14 protein-coding genes, 2 pseudogenes and 1 riboswitch are annotated in these 18,015 nt (G+C 62.7%); of the genes and pseudogenes, 12 read left to right on the forward strand and 4 right to left on the reverse strand.

Annotation, left to right across the window (positions count from 1 at the left end; all coding sequences use genetic code 11):
• The first annotated feature begins 153 nt into the window (after positions 1-153).
• The 7 genes and pseudogenes from IVB05_RS39095 to IVB05_RS39125 all read left to right on the forward strand — a co-directional run bounded on the left by IVB05_RS39095 (position 154) and on the right by IVB05_RS39125 (position 8,622).
• Positions 154-942: an MOSC domain-containing protein gene (locus tag IVB05_RS39095; protein WP_247781409.1), complete on the forward strand. Its 789-nt coding sequence runs from the start codon at positions 154-156 to the stop codon at positions 940-942.
• Positions 943-2,117: 1,175 nt separating this feature from the next.
• Positions 2,118-2,249 (forward strand): annotated as a pseudogene (locus IVB05_RS43860) (glyoxalase superfamily protein); the annotation flags it as partial.
• 3 nt (positions 2,250-2,252) lie between these two features.
• Positions 2,253-2,426, forward strand: a pseudogene (locus tag IVB05_RS43865) (ClpX C4-type zinc finger protein); the annotation flags it as partial.
• A gap of 563 nt (positions 2,427-2,989) precedes the next feature.
• Complete coding sequence (locus IVB05_RS39110; RefSeq protein WP_247781410.1) at positions 2,990-6,340, forward strand: adenylate/guanylate cyclase domain-containing protein; 3,351 nt, start codon at positions 2,990-2,992, stop codon at positions 6,338-6,340.
• Positions 6,341-6,522: 182 nt separating this feature from the next.
• Complete coding sequence (locus IVB05_RS39115; protein ID WP_247781411.1) at positions 6,523-6,954, forward strand: excalibur calcium-binding domain-containing protein; 432 nt, start codon at positions 6,523-6,525, stop codon at positions 6,952-6,954.
• A gap of 169 nt (positions 6,955-7,123) precedes the next feature.
• The gene (locus tag IVB05_RS39120) at positions 7,124-7,411 is read left to right on the forward strand and encodes a hypothetical protein (RefSeq protein WP_247781412.1); all 288 of its coding nucleotides are present in this window, start codon (positions 7,124-7,126) and stop codon (positions 7,409-7,411) included.
• Positions 7,412-7,824: 413 nt separating this feature from the next.
• Entirely contained in the window at positions 7,825-8,622 is a 798-nt protein-coding gene (locus IVB05_RS39125) for a sphingomyelin synthase family protein (RefSeq protein ID WP_247781413.1), read from the forward strand.
• 53 nt (positions 8,623-8,675) lie between these two features.
• Here IVB05_RS39125 and IVB05_RS39130 read toward each other — a convergent pair whose 3' ends face one another.
• Positions 8,676-9,536, reverse strand: a complete 861-nt coding sequence (locus IVB05_RS39130; RefSeq protein ID WP_247781414.1) for a TIGR02594 family protein — start codon at positions 9,534-9,536, stop codon at positions 8,676-8,678.
• Positions 9,537-9,791: 255 nt separating this feature from the next.
• On the opposite strand from IVB05_RS39130, the gene IVB05_RS39135 reads away from it, so the two are divergent.
• Positions 9,792-10,652, forward strand: a complete 861-nt coding sequence (locus IVB05_RS39135) for an alpha/beta hydrolase (RefSeq protein WP_247781415.1) — start codon at positions 9,792-9,794, stop codon at positions 10,650-10,652.
• 116 nt (positions 10,653-10,768) lie between these two features.
• On the opposite strand, the gene metW is transcribed toward IVB05_RS39135, so the two are convergent.
• Entirely contained in the window at positions 10,769-11,437 is a 669-nt protein-coding gene (metW, locus tag IVB05_RS39140) for a methionine biosynthesis protein MetW (RefSeq protein ID WP_247781416.1), read from the reverse strand.
• Position 11,438: 1 nt separating this feature from the next.
• The gene (locus tag IVB05_RS39145; protein ID WP_247781417.1) at positions 11,439-12,644 is read right to left on the reverse strand and encodes a homoserine O-acetyltransferase; all 1,206 of its coding nucleotides are present in this window, start codon (positions 12,642-12,644) and stop codon (positions 11,439-11,441) included.
• 83 nt (positions 12,645-12,727) lie between these two features.
• Positions 12,728-12,807, reverse strand: a riboswitch (SAM riboswitch).
• Between the two features lie 176 nt (positions 12,808-12,983).
• On the opposite strand from IVB05_RS39145, the gene IVB05_RS39150 reads away from it, so the two are divergent.
• Genes IVB05_RS39150 through IVB05_RS39160 form a run of 3 tightly spaced genes read left to right on the forward strand, consistent with a single transcriptional unit; the run spans position 12,984 to position 15,908 of the window.
• A complete protein-coding gene (locus tag IVB05_RS39150) occupies positions 12,984-13,832 on the forward strand; it encodes a chorismate mutase (RefSeq protein WP_247781418.1) in 849 nt (282 codons plus the stop codon).
• Between the two features lie 40 nt (positions 13,833-13,872).
• A complete protein-coding gene (gene hisC, locus IVB05_RS39155) occupies positions 13,873-14,970 on the forward strand; it encodes a histidinol-phosphate transaminase (RefSeq protein ID WP_247781419.1) in 1,098 nt (365 codons plus the stop codon).
• Positions 14,967-15,908, forward strand: coding sequence for a prephenate/arogenate dehydrogenase family protein (locus IVB05_RS39160; protein WP_247781420.1), 942 nt, complete (start codon positions 14,967-14,969; stop codon positions 15,906-15,908). Before hisC ends, IVB05_RS39160 begins: the two co-directional genes overlap by 4 nt.
• A 205-nt stretch (positions 15,909-16,113) precedes the next feature.
• Here IVB05_RS39160 and IVB05_RS39165 read toward each other — a convergent pair whose 3' ends face one another.
• On the reverse strand, positions 16,114-17,301 hold the full coding sequence (locus tag IVB05_RS39165) for a DUF2125 domain-containing protein (protein WP_247781421.1): 1,188 nt from the start codon (positions 17,299-17,301) through the stop codon (positions 16,114-16,116).
• A 110-nt stretch (positions 17,302-17,411) separates the two neighbouring features.
• On the opposite strand from IVB05_RS39165, the gene IVB05_RS39170 reads away from it, so the two are divergent.
• The gene (locus IVB05_RS39170) at positions 17,412-18,008 is read left to right on the forward strand and encodes a gamma-glutamylcyclotransferase (RefSeq protein ID WP_247781422.1); all 597 of its coding nucleotides are present in this window, start codon (positions 17,412-17,414) and stop codon (positions 18,006-18,008) included.
• Positions 18,009-18,015: the final 7 nt, after the last annotated feature.

Below are 18,015 nucleotides of genomic sequence, written 5' to 3' on the forward strand. Positions count from 1 at the left end.
GCGAACCGCATTGACATTTCTCAACCAGCCCGCGGGTCGTCGCCCTGTTTTCAAGCTTGACGCAAATGTGGGCATCGCGGCGCAAAACGGAAGAGGCCCGGTCACAAATTCGGGAGCGGTGGCGTGGACGGGAGGAATCCCTTAAGAAGCGCCATGCCTGTCACCGACCTTCCCGCCCGGATCACCGGGATCTACCGCTACCCCGTCAAAGGCCTGACTCCGGAGCAGCTCAGCCGCACCGAGCTGAGTCCCGGCCAGACCCTTTTGGCCGACCGCCGCTATGCCATCGAAAACGGTCCCTCCGGCTTCGATCCGACTGAGCCGAAATGGCTGCCGAAACCGCACTTCCTGATGTTGATGCGGGACGAATGGCTGGCCGGCCTGCGCACCCAGTTCGACGATGCGAGCAACGTCCTCTCGATTAACCACAACGGCCGGATCGTGGCCCAGGGCGACCTGAGCACCCCCGAGGGCCGGCGGACAATCGAGAACTTCTTCGCCACCGCCTATGCCGGCCAGATCAAGGGCCCGCCCAAAGTGCTCGAAAGTCCCGGCCACAGTTTTTCGGATGTCGCCCGCAAGGTCGTTTCCATCATCAATCTCGCCAGCGTCCGCGCCATCGAGAACATGGTGGGCGCGCCGGTCCATCCGCTTCGCTTCCGCGCCAACCTCTATGTCGAGGGCTGGCCGGCCTGGCACGAATTCGATTTGCTCGACCAAACGCTCGCCATTGGCGATGTGCGCCTGAAGGTGGTGAAACGCATCGTCCGCTGCGCCGCCATCAATGTCGATCCCGATACGGCCCAGCGCGACCTCGCCATCCCGCAAGCGCTGCAGCGCAGGCTCGGCCACGCCGACTGCGGGATCTATGCCGAGGTGATCACGGGCGGCACGATCAGTGCCGACGATACGATCGCGGCGGAGCAGCCGGAGTTGTTGTAGTTCGACTCCCGGACCTATCCACGTCATTGCGAGCGAAGCGAAGCAATCCATTTCACCGCTTGCTGAGACATGGATTGCTTCGTCGCATTCGCTCCTCGCAATGACGGCGTACACCATGGCTGGCTCTCTCTTCTCGTCATTCCGGGATGCGCCACTTGGCGCAGGCCCGGAATCCATTTCTCTACCTGTTCCGCGGCTCGATGGATTCTCTGATGTGCAATCGCACATCATAGCTCGCGCTTCGCGCGCCCGGAATGACGGCTGAGTACGACCGCGCGTTCTCGCGACGCGACTTGCGTCCGAGGCTTGCATGAACCTTGTCCCTCCTGAGAGGGAGCAGGGAATGCCGGGTGCTTGCTGCACCCGCGGTCTCGTGTGCAAGATGGAGATAGAGGCGCACACGAGCATACAGGTACAGCCGAAGCACTCCGGCATTCCCTGCGCAATGGTTTGACGGCTTATGCCGCGCTCTCCCTGGAGACGAATTCGTCTTGCCTCCATCACTGCCGGCTTGATGGCTAAATCGATCCGGTCGGATCGAATTCGCCACCGGCAGCTTGGCACCAGCCACGGGTGTCGGGACCACACGGTTTTGCCGTACGCTTCAGCGCCTTTCGTCCTGCACGCCGGATTTCGCTCACAGGATAAACCTGCCCTGCGACTCCATCTGCGCGCCGGCGCTGCCGCGTCCACCGCATCCCATCCCGCGTTCGTGACGATCGCGATACGCCCCTCTTGCCGGGACGAGACGGGCAGAAATAGCCACTGATTTGGGGCGACGGGGAAGCGAATTATTTTTGCCAAGGAAACTGGACGACCCAAATCAGATTGAAACTGTTCAGCAAACTAGATTTTGCGCGCAGCGGGTTTTTGGGCGATCGCATGCAGGAGCAAAGCGGAATGCAGCCGACTTACCCGACGGGCGAGTCATTATTGGGATTAAAAGCTCGTAGGTCCTCGGCGTCGCCACCCCGATCATTTTGAGTTGACAACGCGCGTTGCCGCGCCATCATCATGACCGGGTCGATACACCCGCCGCCTGCGCCCTACGGGGATGGTGAACGTATCAATCTATCTCCGCGCCCTCGCCATTGGCGAACGGGTCGGCAAGGCAGGCACCGATCTCCTCCGTTCGTCGATAGAGAGGTGCTCTCATGCGCGATTTCCGCGATGCGAAAGTCATGGCGCATTCCCTGCGCGATGCCTTGAAGGCCAGGGCTATGGAGATCACCCATAGCGAATCCCTGGAGCTGATCGCGAAGACGTTCGGCTACGACAACTGGAACATCCTGTCCGCCAGGATCGATACGGTGCAACCGCGGTCCGGCTCGACTGCCGGACCCCAGAGTCCAGCGCCACAAGCGCTCCTCTATTGTTCCTTCTGTGGCAAGACCCAGCATGAAGTGAAGAAGCTGGTTGCCGGCCCGGCAGTGTTTATCTGCGACGAATGCGTCGATTTGTGCAACGACATCATCGACGAGCAACTGCTCCGGCTAATCGAAGGCGACGAGGAGAGCGCCCGGGCCATGTCCACCGAGCGGCTGTCGCACTACGTTGACCACGCGAGGAGCGGAGAGCAACGCAATCGTCTCGTCCTGCAGCGTATCGAGCGAATGCTTGCACTTCGACGCAGCGCGGCACCGATGGATGATGATATCTTGACATCATCCGGCATCATTCATTTGAAGAACAAGACGGTTGACGAACTTCTGGCCATGCAGAAGTTTCCGCAAGACCAACTGAAGCGGTACGAACAGGCGCTGCGCACGGCAACGCCCGTGCTCAATGAACGGAAGCAATGATCCGTTCAGGAGCCATTGCCAAGTCCCGGCCAGGTCCGGACTACGGTGCTCTCCGGGAGCACGCGTCTGGAATTGGCCTCTGCAGACCTGAGCGGGCAGCCCGACGACGTCTTCTTTCGGGACAGAAACGGGCGGTCCGTCTCAGCGAGCCGACTGCCACCTTTGAGCCCGAACGGAACCTCGATACGGATCAACCGAAGTTGTGACTACGATCACATGGATCGCTCGACTTCTGGCGCATTGTAATGGCGTTATTGATATCCGTTGAGGTCCGGATGCACTGCACGAATTGCGCAGCCGAAGTCCCGGAGCAAAGGAAATTTTGTGGACAGTGCGGAGCGGCGGTGGTGCGGCGCTGCCTGGCCTGCGGCGCGGCAAACCCGGCCCTGAACAAGTTTTGCGGCGACTGCGGGGCCAAGTTGCGCGTGGATTCTCCCGCGGTGGTACCGATGGCGCGGGACGCGCGCCCGATCGAACGCCGGCAGCTTACGGTACTGTTTTGTGACCTGGTCGGATCGACTGCGCTCTCCGCGCGGCTCGATCCCGAAGACTTCGGCGCAATCATCGCCGGCTACCGGCGCTGCATTACTGAAACCGTTGCCGGCTTCGACGGCTTTGTCGCGCGACATCATGGCGACGGTGCGGTGGCATATTTTGGCTATCCTCACGCACACGAAGACGACGCGGAGCGCGCCGTTCACGCCAGCCTTGCATTGGTGCAGGCGGTCGCCGCCCTGCCCGCGAAAGAAAAATTGAGCGCGCGCGTCGGTGTCGCCACGGGCGTCGCGCTGGTCGGCGATATGTCGGAAAGCGCGATTTCCGAGGAGCATGGCATCCTCGGCGACACCCCGAATCTTGCCGCCCGACTGCAATCGCTCGCGCAACCCGGCGCCGTCATTATCTCGGGTCGCACAAAGACGATCGCTGGACCGCAATTCGAGTATCTCGATCTCGGTAAAGTCGAGTTCAAGGGATTCGTAAAGCCAGTCGCGGCCTGGCAAGTCGCGGGCAAGACAGCAGTGACCAGCCGATCGCATGCTCTCCAAAGTAGCGATTTGCTGCCGCTGATCGGTCGTGATGAAGAAATGGAGCTGCTTCTGCGCCGATGGGAGCGGGCCAAGAGTGGCGAAGGTCAGGTGGTGCTGCTTTCCGGTGAAGCGGGGATCGGCAAATCACGGCTCACCATCGCGCTGCTGGAACAGCTTGCTCGCGAGCCACACATACGCCTGCGGTTCTTCTGCTCGCCGCAGCATACCGACAGCCCGCTCTATCCGGTGATCGGCGAGATGTTGCGCGCCGCTGGCTTTGCTCACGATGACAGCCAGCAAGCGAAAATGGACAAGCTTGACGCGCTGCTGGCGCAAAGCTCGACGCCTTCAGAGGATGCGGCGCTGTTTGCCGAAATGCTGTCGCTGCCCAACGATGGACGCTACCCTCCGGTTGAAGTTGAGCCGCAGCTCCGTCGTCAGAAAACGCTGAAAGCGCTTGGTTCGCAAATCGAGGTGCTGGTGCGGATCAATCCCGTGCTGATGATTTTCGAAGATGCGCATTGGACCGATCCAACCAGCCTCGAATTGTTCGCCCAGGCGGTGGACTGGGCCGTGAGTCACCGGCTCCTGTTACTTGTCACTTTCAGGCCGGAATTCAGCCCGCCCGGGATCGGACGGCCACACGTGACTGAACTGACCCTCAATCGGCTGGCGCCGTGCGACATCGATTTCCTGATCGAGAGAGTCGTCGGCAACCGATCGTTGCCGGCGGGCATCCGCCAGGACATCATCGAGCGTACCGACGGCATTCCGCTGTTCGCCGAGGAGATGACCAAGGCGGTGCTGGACGCGGAGGGTGAGAGTGATGCGCAGCGGGCCTTCGCAGGGGGCCCAACGCCTGTTGTGGCGGTTCCGGCAAGCCTGCAGGCTTCGCTGATGTCGCGGCTCGATCGGCTCGGGCCGGCGAAGAACGTGGCGCAGGTCGGCGCAGCGATCGGCCGGGCATTTCCCCACATGTTGCTGGCCGCGCTCGTGCGAAAGCCAAAGGAAGAACTGGACGCCGACCTCGACCGGCTCATTGCGGCGGGTTTGTTGTTTCGGCACGGCACCCCGCCGTATGCGAGCTACCTGTTCAAGCATGCGCTGGTGCAGGACGCAGCCTACAGTACGCTGCTGCGGGAGCAAAGGCGCGTGCTGCATGCGCGCATCGCCGAAATCCTCGAAAGTCAGTTCGCAGAAATCGCCGAGAGCCAGCCCGAGCTGCTGGCGCGTCACTACGCAAAGGCCGACCTGATCGAGAAGTCAGCGCGCCTGTGGGGCAAGGCGGGACAGCGCTCACAGGAGCGTTCGGCGCTGGTCGAAGCCGCTGAACAACTCAGCCACGCTCTGGAACAAATCGCAACCTTGCCCAGCACGCCCGACCTGCGGCGCGAGCAGATCGTTTTACAAGTCGCGCTCTTGAACACGCTCATGCATGTCAAAGGATATGGCGCGCCCGAAACGAAGGCTGCGGTCGCTCAGGTGAGAGCGTTGATCGAGCAAGCGGAACGGCTCGGAGAACCTCCCGATGACCCTTCATTGCTGCTCTCGGCCCTGTTTGGCCAGTGGATCGTCAATTTCATAAACTTCAATGGTGACGTTGCGCGAGAGCTCGCAGCGCGGTTTCTGGTGCTTGGCGAGAAGGAGGAAGCGGCGGCACCGCGCATGATTGGACACCGCACCATGGCGAGCACGCTCGCGCTTATGGGCGATCTCGTTGGGGCCAGAGCGCACTACAATGAAGCCCTCGCCCTTTACCGCCCCGCCGAGCACCGGCGATTGATGACGCGATTTGGCCAGGACCTCCGGGTAACGTGCCTGGCCTTTCGTTCGATGGCTTCGTGGCTGCTCGGTTATCCCGAGGCTGCGCTCAACGATGCAGACTGCGCGCTAACGGAAGCGCGCCAGATCGAGCACGCTGCCACTTTGATGTTTACGCTGAATTTCCCGATTCTTATCAATACCTACTGCGGGAATTACCACGCGGCAAACGAGCGTCTCAAAGAGCTTGTCGTGTTGGCCGAGGAGAAAGGTGCCCCGTTCCGAAAAGCGGAAGGCGTGTTACGGCGGGGCTACATCCTGACACTCACGGGGGCCGCGAAAGCAGCCGAGATCGTCACGGCGGGCATTGATTTATGGCGGTCGGCCGGATCGACAATATTTACGCCAGAGCACGAGTTCATGTTGGCGATCGCCCATGCCAATTCGGGCCAATTCGACGATGCCTGGCGCTGCATCGACAAAGCAATGACGGCGATGCACGCAACCAAGGAAAGGTGGTGCGAGGCTGAGGTTCATCGCGTTGCCGGTGAAATCGCGCTCAAGTCGCCGCAGCGGGACGTGGCGAAAGCGAAAGCGCATTTCGAGCATTCCCTGACCGTTGCGCGAGCACAGCAGGCAAAGTCGTGGGAATTGCGCGCGGCCATGAGCCTGGCGCGGCTCTTGAGCGATCAGGGAAAACGGCAAACGGCACGTGACCTTCTCGCCCCCGTCTACGATTGGTTCACCGAAGGTTTTGACACAAGCGACCTTCGAGCGGCCAAGGCGCTGCTCGGCGAGCTTCATTGATAAGGCCATCCGGCAACGAAGTTCCGGTCCTAACCCATATCGGACATTTTGGATCCGAGAAAAACAGGGGGCGTCTCCCCAAGGCGGGCGCGCCTCGTCGCTTAATTCGTGATACAAGGTTCTAGAGATGTTGTTCTAAATCATTTTTCCGCCGTGGCCGCATTGCTTGCCCAGACCAGCCCATGCCGCACCTTCCAAACCCCAATCCCGTTCGTCCCGGCCCAGGTCCTCAACAGCGACTGCGCAACTTACAGCGTCGTTTCCGTGCGGTATCGGCGCGCCATGATCGTGCTGTTAAGTTGCGCCGGGTTATAAGGGCAGCGGCCGTGGTCGTTGCCTTTGCGACTGCCTTTGCGGTCGCTTGGGGCCTGGGTTCGAGCCCTTGGCCGGTCACGACAACGCTCAAACATATTGCGTCAGCCCCCAACTGTGATTTTGCCCGCTTGGTTGGCTTGGCACCCGCGAAACGGGGGGAGCCCGGCTATTGGAAGCGCCACGATCGCGACGGAGATGGAGTTGCTTGCGAACCATGGCCGCCACGGCGGGGAGCTGCTTCACGTCCATTTTCGCTTACAACAGCAATGGCCAACTCAGATCGAGTGCGCTGGGCTTGAAGCTATTGTGGGTGCATGGAAGTCCGATGTCGTCACTGCAATTCCAAACTTATCAGTTTTTTGCTGCGATGTGTTCGTCTGCATCTGAGCCCAAGCGGACAACGCGGGTGTTTTTGCTGTATAGTCCGGCATTCAGATGAGCGGGACGCCTGCCCTGAGGATTGAGGTCATGTACAAAGCACCTGAATCATTGCTCCGATCATTACCCCTGACTATCGCTGCTGTTCTTCTCAGCCCGCAGGTGCGGGCGCAACAGGTTGCGGCGGAAACGCCGCAGACCATGCTGGCGGCTCAGATTCGTACGCAGGGGTTTGCCTGTGACAAGGCGCTCGGCGCCACGAGGGACAGGAAGCGCTCCCAGCCGGACCGCGCCGTCTGGATTCTCAAATGCAGCAACGCGACATACCGCGTCACGCGCGCGCCCGACATGGCCGCGAAGGTCGAACCGCTGCCGTGAGCGGATGGTTTCAGATTCCAAGCGCGAGAAAGCCGGTACAAAGCACAATCAAGCCGACAATGATAACCGCAAGGAAACTGGAAGAAGTAATATCTTCGCGCATGACGACACCTATGCCTCAATCAGGCAAAGATCATTGAACCATCAATTCGTTTCAGGATGCCTTCGTCGCACCCAGAAAATGACTTCATTGGGCGACTCTACTGTTACGTGCCGGACGCCGCACGAAGTATCTTCACGGCAGTGAGAGCCCGGCGGGCATCGGGACAGGCCCCATCATTCCGCTCAGCGAGACGAATTTCCGAGATGTGGCGTGCTTCACATGCGGACATCACGCCCAAGATTACAGTAGCGCGCTCCCGATAGGACAATTGGCTTGGCCCCAGCAGAAATCTGCGAACGGAGGATTAGCCATGGAGGACGCTATACAGCTCTACCGAACGCTGTTGGGCAATCGCGCGTATCTGCGCTCGCTGTGCGAGGGCGCCGCCTTCCTCGCCGCCAGTGCCATCGCGATCTTCGCCTCGGTCACCTACGCCACGGTCCACGCCAGCAACTACGTCACCGATTTTGTGCTGAGCCGCGTCGGCCCCTTCAACGTGCGCTTCCTGTTCATTTACGGCACCTTTGCGGCGTTCGCCATTACGGTGAGCATGCTGGCCTGGCGGCCGAACAGGTTGCCATTCGCGCTCAAGGTCACCGCGCTGTTCCTGCTGGTCCGCGCCGTGTTCGTGGCGCTCACCCACATGGCGCCATCGCCGATCGATCCGCAGAAGGCGGCGCCGTTCTTCAATTCGATTTTCTACGGCAGCGATCTATTTTTCTCCGGCCACACGGGCCTGCCATTTCTCGCCGCGCTTGCCTTCTGGCACATTCCGCAATGGCGAATGTTCTATCTCGCGCTGACCGGCTTCTTCGGCTCGGTCGTGCTGCTCGGCCACTATCACTATTCGATCGATGTGCTTGCCGCACTGTTCATCACCCACGGCGTCTTTCAGATTTCGTGCTGGCTATTCGGCCGCGACTACGCGCTGTTTCGCTCCTCCGAGAACCTTGTGGCACCACGACCAAAGCGGGCAAGCCGAAAGACATTGGTCCCAGCCGATGGCCGGGGCAAACGCGCGCCTAAATCGTTCGTGCTGCACGTCGTCGGAGACGAAGCGATGCCGGGCGGCCAATCCAAGGCCGACTTGAATCATCCGAACGGATAGACGCTGTTGTCCTCTCCCGTCAACAACGGGGAGAGGACGCAACGCCAATCGCCTCAGCTCGTCGGCATGACGTAGGCGTAGATCCGGCCGCGCGAGACCGGGGCTTCGCGGACGCGGTTGCCATTATTGCCGGAGATCATGATCGGATTGCCCTTGGCATCGATGCCGGTGATGACGCCGACATGGCCGCCGCGGCGGCCGCGCGTCATCACTGCGATCGCGCCGACCTGCGGACCGGAAACGCGCTGGCCGTATTTCGAGAACGAGCTCGCCATGTCGGAGCCGGTGCCGCGGTAGCCGGAATGCTGCAGCACCATGTTCATGAACCGCGCGCACCACAGGCTGCCGCGTCCCGTGGGGTTGCCGCCGAGATAGCGGCGCGCTTCGGCGACGACGTTCGATGAGGTGAAGCTGGACGACATCGCACCGCCGGCCGGCGTCATGGTTGAGTTCGCTCCCACGCTCGCATTCGTTGCGACGCTTGCATTGGCGTCGGCAAGACCGCGCGCCTGCATCTGGGCGACGCCACGCTCCCAGCGCGACGCGTGCGCGGCGTGCTTGAGCCGGGCACGACGGCCGGTGCGCGCTTCAGTCACGACGTTGGGCGAGCCGAAGCCGCTGGGCGCAACCATCGGGGCGCTGCTTCCCATGTAGCTCGGGTTGGTGTCGGCAAAGCCGCCGGCCTGCATTTGCGGCGCGCTGCGATCCCGGTGCGACATCCGGGCGGCATGGCGATAGTGACGATGGGCGTAATGATGCTTCACATGATGGCCGGCGTGATAAGCGCGAGCGTGTCGCCCTGCGCCGTGGTGAGGCAGTGCCGAAGCTGGAGTGACGAATGCAACGATAGAAACCGAACACAGTGCCAGCGCGATGAAGCGAAGCGACCGGCGAAACGCAAACAACTGACGCATACTAAATCCTCTAGCACCCCCGCTTCCCCTTTGCGTTCGTCTACGAACGACCGCGGGCGGCGTTTTGCGTTGCGATGTGACGAGAGGAAGATTTCATGTGGCGCTGCGGAAACAATTCCGGGGTGATTCCGCGATGATTCGATGGCGAAAATGAAACCAAGCTGCTGCATTGCAGCCGCAGGAATTAACTGCAATTTTGCTGGCCCGCCACGTAATGATGTTGCGTAAAAACAAGAAAATGGAGAGGAATCCGAAATGCCCCATGCCGTCGCCAAAGATAGCGTTCGCCTTCACTATGAAGAGGCGGGAAGCGGGACGCCGATCATCTTCCTGCACGAGTTCGCGGCCGACCACACCAACTGGGAGCCGCAGATGCGCTACTTCTCGCGCGGCCATCGCTGCATCGCCTATTCGGCGCGCGGCTATACGCCATCGGACGTGCCGCCTGACGCCACCGTCTACACCTATGAGCATTTCTACACCGACGCGCTCGCCGTGCTCGATCACCTCGGCATCGCGAAGGCGCATTTCGTCGGCCTGTCGATGGGCTCCTATTCGTCGCTGCAGGTCGGCCTCAATGTGCCGGAGCGCGCGCTGTCGATGACGCTCGCCGCGGTGGGCTCCGGCTCGGAGCTCGAAAACCTCGACGCCTTCCGCGCGCAATGCCGGGCCAATGCCGAGCAGTATGAGGCGATCGGATCGGTCGATGTCGCCAAGGTGACGCGCGAGGCGCCGAGCCGGATTCCGTTCCTGCTGAAGGACCCGCGCGGGCACGCTGATTTCTACGCGGCGCTGGCGCGGCACGATGCCAAGGGTTCAGCCAACACGATGCGCAGCTTCCAGGGCCAGCGGCCCTCGATCTACACCATGACCGATGCGATCCGGCGCGTGCCGACACCGGCGCTGATCCTGTGCGGCGACGAGGACGACAACTGCATCGGGCCGAGCCTGTTCCTGAAGCAGCATCTGCCGGCGGCGGGGCTTTCGTTCTTTCCGAAGTCGGGCCACGTGCTCAATCTGGAGGAGCCGGCGCTGTTCAATGAGATGGTGGAGCGGTTCATTGCGCTGGTCGAGGCCGAGCGATGGCTGGTGCGGGATGCGCGGTCGATGCTCTAGCCGTCATTCCGGGCGCGACGAAGTCGCGAGCCCGGAATCCATTCATCCACGTAACCTGCGGCCCGATGGATTCCGGGCTCGATGCTTCGCATCGCCCCGGAATGACGGCGGTGGCGCTACTTCCCCGCCCCGCCCCGGCTCAGCAAAAACACGCCCTGCTCGCCGAACATGTTCCAGACCCACCAGGGCAGGTTCAGCGGCACCGGGCGGCCGTAGAGATCGAGCGCCACCGCGCGCTCCATCTTGACGTTGATCGCGTCGCACAGTTCGACGAAATCCTTGATGGTGCAGAAGTGGATATTGGCCGTGTCGTACCAGGTCGCCGGCAAATTCTCCGTGCGCGGCATGTGGCCGCCGACAAGGAGCTGTAGCCGCATCTTCCAGAAGCCGAAGTTCGGAAACGAGACAATGGCGCGCCGGCCGATCCGCAGCAGGTTCTCCAGCACGACCTTCGGCTGCCGCGTCGCCTGCAGCGTCTGCGACAGGATCACGTAGTCGAAGGCGTCATCAGGATAATTGACGAGGTCGGTGTCGGCATCGCCCTGCACCACGGCGAGCCCCCCGGCGACGCAGCGGTTGACGCCCTCGCGCGACAGCTCGATGCCGCGGCCGTCGATGCCGCGGCTCTCCAGGAGTTGCAGTAACTCGCCGTCGCCGCAGCCGACGTCGAGCACCTTAGAGCCCCGTCCGATCATGTCGGCGACCAGGAGGTGATCGGTGCGATACTTGCCCGTGCGATCGGGCGCTATGCCGCCGAGCGGCAAGGCCTGTTCCTGAAGCGCCATCTCAACCACCCGTATTATTGCCGAGGCCGCGCGCCTTGCCGGCGGATTGCAGGAAGGCGCGGGAAATTTCGAAGAACTCCGGCACGTCGAGCAGGAAGGCGTCGTGGCCGCGATCGGTTTCGATTTCGGCGAACGACACCCGCGCGCTCGACGCGTTCAGCGCATGCACCAGCGCGCGCGATTCCGAGGTCGGGAACAGCCAATCGGAAGTAAACGAGATTACGCAGAAGCGCGTCTTGATGCCGCGAAACGCGTGCGCCAGCACGCCGTTGCGGTCGGCGGCGATGTCGAAATAGTCCATTGCCCGCGTCAGATAGAGATAGCTGTTGGCGTCGAAGCGCTCGACAAAGGACGAGCCTTGATAACGCAGATAGCTTTCGACCTGGAAATCGGCATCGAACGAGAATGTCGGCAGGTCGCGGTCCTGCATCCGCCGCCCGAACTTGCGATGCAGCGCGGCGTCGGAGAGATAGGTGATGTGACCCGCCATCCGCGCCACGCCGAGGCCGCGATGCGGATGGGTGCCCTGGTCGAAATAACGTCCGCCGCGCCAATCGGGATCGGCCATCACGGCCTGACGGCCGAGTTCGTGGAACGCGATGTTCTGCGCCGAGTGGCGCGTCGAGCACGCGACCGGCAATGCCGAGAACACGCGCTCGGGATAGGCGGCAGTCCATTGCAGCACCTGCATGCCGCCCATCGATCCGCCGATGACGCAGAACAGCGTCTCGATGCCGAGGCGGTCGAGCAGCATGGTCTGTGCGCGGACCATGTCGGGGATCGTAACGACCGGAAAATCCAGTCCCCACACCTTGCCGGTAGCTGGGTTGGTCGAGGCCGGACCGGTCGATCCCATGCAGCCGCCGATTACGTTCGAACAGATGATGAAATACTTGTCGGTATCGAGCGGACGGCCGGGACCGACCATGATTTCCCACCAGCCGGCCTTGCCGGTCAGCGGATGCGCATTGGCGACGTGCTGGTCGAGCGTCAACGCATGACAGATCAGGATGGCATTGGAACGATCGGCGTTGAGTTGGCCATAGGTCTGATAGGCAATCTGAAACGGCGCCAGGTCGACGCCGCAATCGAGCCGCAAGGGCTGGTCCATGCCGAATTCCGCTACCTGCGAAGCAGGACGATCGGCCTCTTGCGCGCGATCCTCGCTATGGATCGCCGGACTGGGTATCGATGGTACGTCGGTCATATCGGCACCGACCTCCTCGCGGAGGCTCTACAGACAGAATCAGGCCATAAAAAACCCGGCCTGAACGAAAGGTTCGGCCGGGATCAACTCTGTCCCCGGCCTGTTTAGCGAGTTGTTTAACGTGGCTGCAAGCCGGCCGGCTCAAATGACCACGGAATGGAACAAAGCTAGTCCCGCCTAAGCATTTCGTCAAGGCAGGCGGGGGCCAGGCGCCATGGTTAACCTGATCGTGCAGGGCTCCCCCGTGACGTTTCTCTTTGCTTTCAGCGCCCGTCTTTCCTAATCAATGCGACTGTCTGCCGGGCGCATCGGGCTGTTCCGGCACCAAGGTTTTCTCAGATGTCCAAGGCACCCCCCGCCCCGCCCTCGCTGCAGGAGCTGCGCAAGGAAATCGACGCGATCGACGAGCAGGTCCATCGCCTCTTGATGGCGCGCGGCGACATCATCGACCGGCTGATCCAGGTGAAGCAAACCCAGGAAGTCGGCTCCGCGTTCCGCCCGGCGCGCGAGGCCAGCATGATGCGGCAACTGGTGCAGCGCCATCGCGGCATCCTGCCGCTCGACACCATCGAGAGCATCTGGCGCGTCATCATCTCGACGTTCACTTATGTCCAGGCGCCGTTCGCGGTGCATGCGGACGTCTCGGTCGGCGAGCCCGCGATGCGGGATTCGGCGCGCTTTCACTTCGGCTTCGTCGTGCCTTATGTGGGCCATTTCAGCGCGCAGGCCGCCGTCGAGGCGGTGGCGAAATCGAAGGGCGATCTGGCGCTGGTCTCGGCCATCTCGAGCCGCACGCCGTGGTGGCTCGCGCTGGAAGCCAGCGGCGCACCGAAGATCATCGCCCGGCTGCCGTTCCTCGAACGCGCTGATCATCCGGCAGCACTCCCGGTGTTCCTGATCTCGCGGGTCGCCGACGACGCCATGGTGACGGAAGTTCAGATGTGGAGCGTCCGCGTCTCCGGCTGGAACGCCGATATCGCGCGCGCCGTGGCGCCGCTCGCCGAAATCGTCGCCGTGCCCGATACCGCCTTCGACGGCGCGGCGCTCCTGGTGTCGGATGCCGGCACCGGCTTCGAGAAGATCAAGGCTGCCCTGATCCAGGCCGGCGCCTCGGTGCGATCGTCGGCCCTCGTCGGCACCCATGCAACGCGCTATACGGTGCCCTCGAACGGGGCAGCCAAATCCTAAGCCGAAGTTCTAAGCCGTCCTGAATATCCGGAGACAGAAGATGAACCGCCCCATGCCGAATCCCGGCATTCTCGATATTGCGCCCTACACGCCCGGCAAGACGCCGGTGCCGGAGCCGGGCCGCAAGGTGTTCAAGCTGTCCGCCAACGAGACCCCGTTCGGGCCGTCGCCGAAGGCGATCGAAGTCTACAAGCAGGCGGCGGCGCATCTGGAGGACTATCCGGAAGGCACGTCACGGGTGCTGCGCGAGGCGATCGGCCGCGCCTACGGGCTCGATCCCAACCGCATCATCTGCGGCGCCGGCTCGGACGAAATCCTCAATTTGCTGGCGCACACCTATCTCAGCCAGGGCGATGAAGCGATCTCCACCGCCCACGGCTTTCTGGTGTACCCGATCGCCACCATGGCGAACGGCGCGAAGAACATCGTTGCGCCCGAGACCAACTTCACCGCCGACGTCGACGCCATTCTCGCGCGCGTGACGCCGCGCACAAAACTGGTGTGGCTGGCCAACCCGAACAACCCGACCGGGACCTACGTGCCGTTCGACGAGGTCAAGCGGCTGCGCGCAGGTCTGCCGCCGCATGTGCTACTGGTACTCGACGCCGCCTATGCCGACTACGTGTCGCGCAACGATTACGAGCTCGGCCTTGAGCTGGTGGCGACCACCGAAAACACCGTGATGACGCACACCTTCTCCAAGATCCACGGGCTGGCGGCCCTGCGGATCGGCTGGATGTTCGGCCCTGCCAACATCATCGACGCCGTCAACCGGATTCGCGGGCCGTTCAACGTCTCGACGCCGGCGATGCTGGCGGCGGTCGCCGCGATCGAGGACACCGCACATGTCCAGATGTCGAAGGCGTTCACCGAAGAGTGGCGCAACTGGCTGACCGAAGAGATCGGAAAACTGGGATTAAAGGTCACGCCGAGCGTGGCGAATTTTGTGCTGATCCACTTCCCGCTCGACAAGGGCAAGACCTCGACTGATGCGGATGCGTTCCTGACGAAGCGCGGGCTGGTGCTGCGCGCGCTCAATAACTACGGCCTCCCCCACGCCCTGCGCATGACCATCGGCACCGAGGAGGCCAACCGCCTCGTCGTCGATGGCCTGCGCGACTTCATGGCGGCCAAGTGAATACGGCGCCGATCTTCCGACGCGTCGCGCTGATCGGCTTCGGCCTGATCGGCGGATCGATTGCGCGCGCCGCGCGGGCCCAGGGGCTCGCCAGCGAAATCGTCACCACCGCACGCTCGGAGAAAACCCGCGCACGGGTGGTGGAACTTTCCATCGTCGACCGCGTGCTGGAGACCAACGCGGAAGCCGTCAGGGACGCCGACCTCGTGATCCTCTGCATCCCGGTCGGCGCCTGCGGTCCGGTCGCGCAGGAGATTGCGCCGTTCCTCAAACCGGGTGCGATCGTCTCCGACGTCGGCTCGGTCAAGGGCGCCATCGTCCGCGAGATGGCGCCGCATCTGCCGGGCAATGTTCATTTCGTTCCGGCCCATCCGGTGGCGGGCACCGAGCATTCCGGGCCTGATTCCGGCTTCGCCGAACTCTTCATCAACCGCTGGTGCATCCTCACGCCGCCCGATGGCGCCGATCCGATGGCGGTCGAAACGCTACGCGCGTTCTGGGCCGGCATGGGCGCCAGGGTCGAGATCATGACGCCCGATCATCATGACCTGGTGCTGGCGATCACGAGCCACCTGCCGCATCTGATCGCCTACACCATCGTCGGCACGGCGGATGAACTGGCGCAGGTAACGTCGTCGGAAGTGATAAAGTTCTCCGCCGGCGGCTTTCGCGATTTCACCCGCATCGCGGCGTCGGATCCGACGATGTGGCGCGATGTGTTTTTGAACAACAAGGAAGCCGTGCTGGAAATGCTCGGCACCTTCAACGAGGATCTTTCAAAACTCACCCGCGCCATCCGCCGCAACGACGGCGAAGCGCTGTTCGAACACTTCACCCGCACCCGCGCCATCCGCCGCGGCATCGTCGAGATCGGCCAGGATTCGGCGGCGCCCGATTTCGGCCGGCCGCATCCGCCGCTGGAGAAGAAGGCGGAGTAGGCCCCCGCTCTCTCGACCGTCATTGCGAGCGAAGCGAAGCAATCCATTTCGCGGCATAACGGATGGATGGATTGCTTCGCTTCGCTCGCAATGACGAAGAGAAATCGTCAGCCTTGTAGCCGGATGAGCGAAGCGATATCCGGGGCGGTGTTAGAGGAGTCCCGGATTTCGCTACGCTCATCCGGGCTACGAAGCGTGGTGCAAATCAAAACAGCGGCGGCACCTGCCCGACCTTCAGCGGCCCGAGAAACACCGCGCCGTCGACGAAGCGCAGCGGGAAGGCGCGGGCTTTCTTGCCTTCCAGTTCCGCCTCCTTGCCGAGCGCGTTGATGCCCGCGGCAACGCCGGTATTGGCGTTCTGCTTGACAACCTTGCCGAGCCCCGGGATCGCCCGGTCGAGCGCGCCGAACAGATTGTTGAGGTCCTGCGATTTCACGCCCGGGGCTACGCGATCGAGCGTTGCCTGCGGCACGCCCTCCTCCAGCATCTTTTCGATTCCCAGCGCCGGGATCACTTTCTCGATGCCCACCACCGTCATCTGCAATTCGCCGTCGATCCGACCCTGGGCGTTGAGGCTCAACGTGCCCGCGGCAACCGAGATCAGATCGCCCTGCCGAATCCGCGACCGCACAATCTCGACATGGCCGCCCGCGGCCTGGATTTCCCTGAAGCGTTCCGGCCACGGCTTTGGCTTGAAATCCTTCAACCCGCTCAGCCTGGTTTGAACGTCGACGTCGAATGGCGCAGCCAGCAGCGGGTGCACTTCCTGCACGCTGCCGCCCGCTATCTGCAACACCGCTTCGATCACGGGCTGATCCTTCGTCGAGCCGTCGGCGAACCGGCCGTGCAGTTCAGCACGGCCGGCGCGCGCAAGCGGCGTCTGCACGGGACCGTTGACGCGATCGATCGAGGGATTTTCGAACACGATGTCGGCGCGCTGCGGAATGTCGGGCAGTCCGCTGACGCTGCTGCGCCCAACGGTCCAGTTCACCTTCAGCGACGGCGGCTGGCCGCGATCGGCCAGCGTGGCCGGCGCCTTGAATTCGGCGATCAGCAATTTCGGCTGGTAGATCTGCGCGATCACCATGATTTCGCCGAGCCGCGCGGTGAACGGCGCCTGCGCGCCTGCCGTCTGCGAAACCAGCGACACGCTGGCGTCGTCGCAGCGAACCTCGAAGCGGAACGGGAAGCCGGCCACCGAGCGCTTGCCGCACGCATAGACCCGGCCGGATTTCGCCTCCTGCGCCGCCCACGCGTCGGCGCGCACGCCGGCTTCGGAAGCGGCATAGAACCAGAACGCGCTCCATGCCGCGGCGGCGACGACGAGCAGTGCGGGCATGATGAAGAGGCGCCACAGCGGGCGCCGGCGCGGCGCGGGGGTCATGTCAGGCATGCGGCGTCCTTTGGCTAGCGATTTTGTCAAATGTAAGCATCCGCTCCCCGCAACAAAAGGCATTGATTTCACTTCGCTTTGTCGTTCCGTTCTGGTAGCGGTGCGAGGGCATGTCCGCGATTGTCTTCAACGATACGGAATTCTCGACAGGCGACCTCTGGGTGTTCGGTTACGGCTCCCTGATGTGGCGCCCGGGCTTCGAATTCATCGAACGGGTTCCGGCGCGGCTGATCGGCGAACACCGCGCGCTCTGCGTCTATTCCTTCGTCCATCGCGGCACGCCGGAGAAGCCGGGCCTCGTGCTCGGGCTCGACCGCGGCGGTGCCTGCCGCGGCGTCGCGTTCCGGGTCGCGGAGAAGAACAGCGCTGCGACCATCGCCTATTTGCGCGAGCGTGAGCAGGTCACCTCGGTGTATCGCGAGGTGAAACGATCGGTGTGGCTGGAGAACGAGGCGCGCCAGCGCGTCAGCGCACTCGTCTACGTGGTCGACCGCGGCCACGTGCAATATGCCGGGCGGCTGTCGCTGGCGGAACAGTTGCGCCACGTGCTGCAAGGGCATGGCCAGTCCGGCGTCAACCGCGACTATGTTGTGGCCACCGTGAAAGCGATCGAGGCGGAAGGGTTTCGCGATTCCCAACTGCACCGGCTCGCGGCGATGCTGCACGACCAGCATCCGTTCCATCCACCCGTAGCCACAAACCGATAGTTCCGCC

Origin of the sequence: Bradyrhizobium sp. 170 (assembly GCF_023101085.1) — a bacterium.
GTDB lineage: Bacteria > Pseudomonadota > Alphaproteobacteria > Rhizobiales > Xanthobacteraceae > Bradyrhizobium.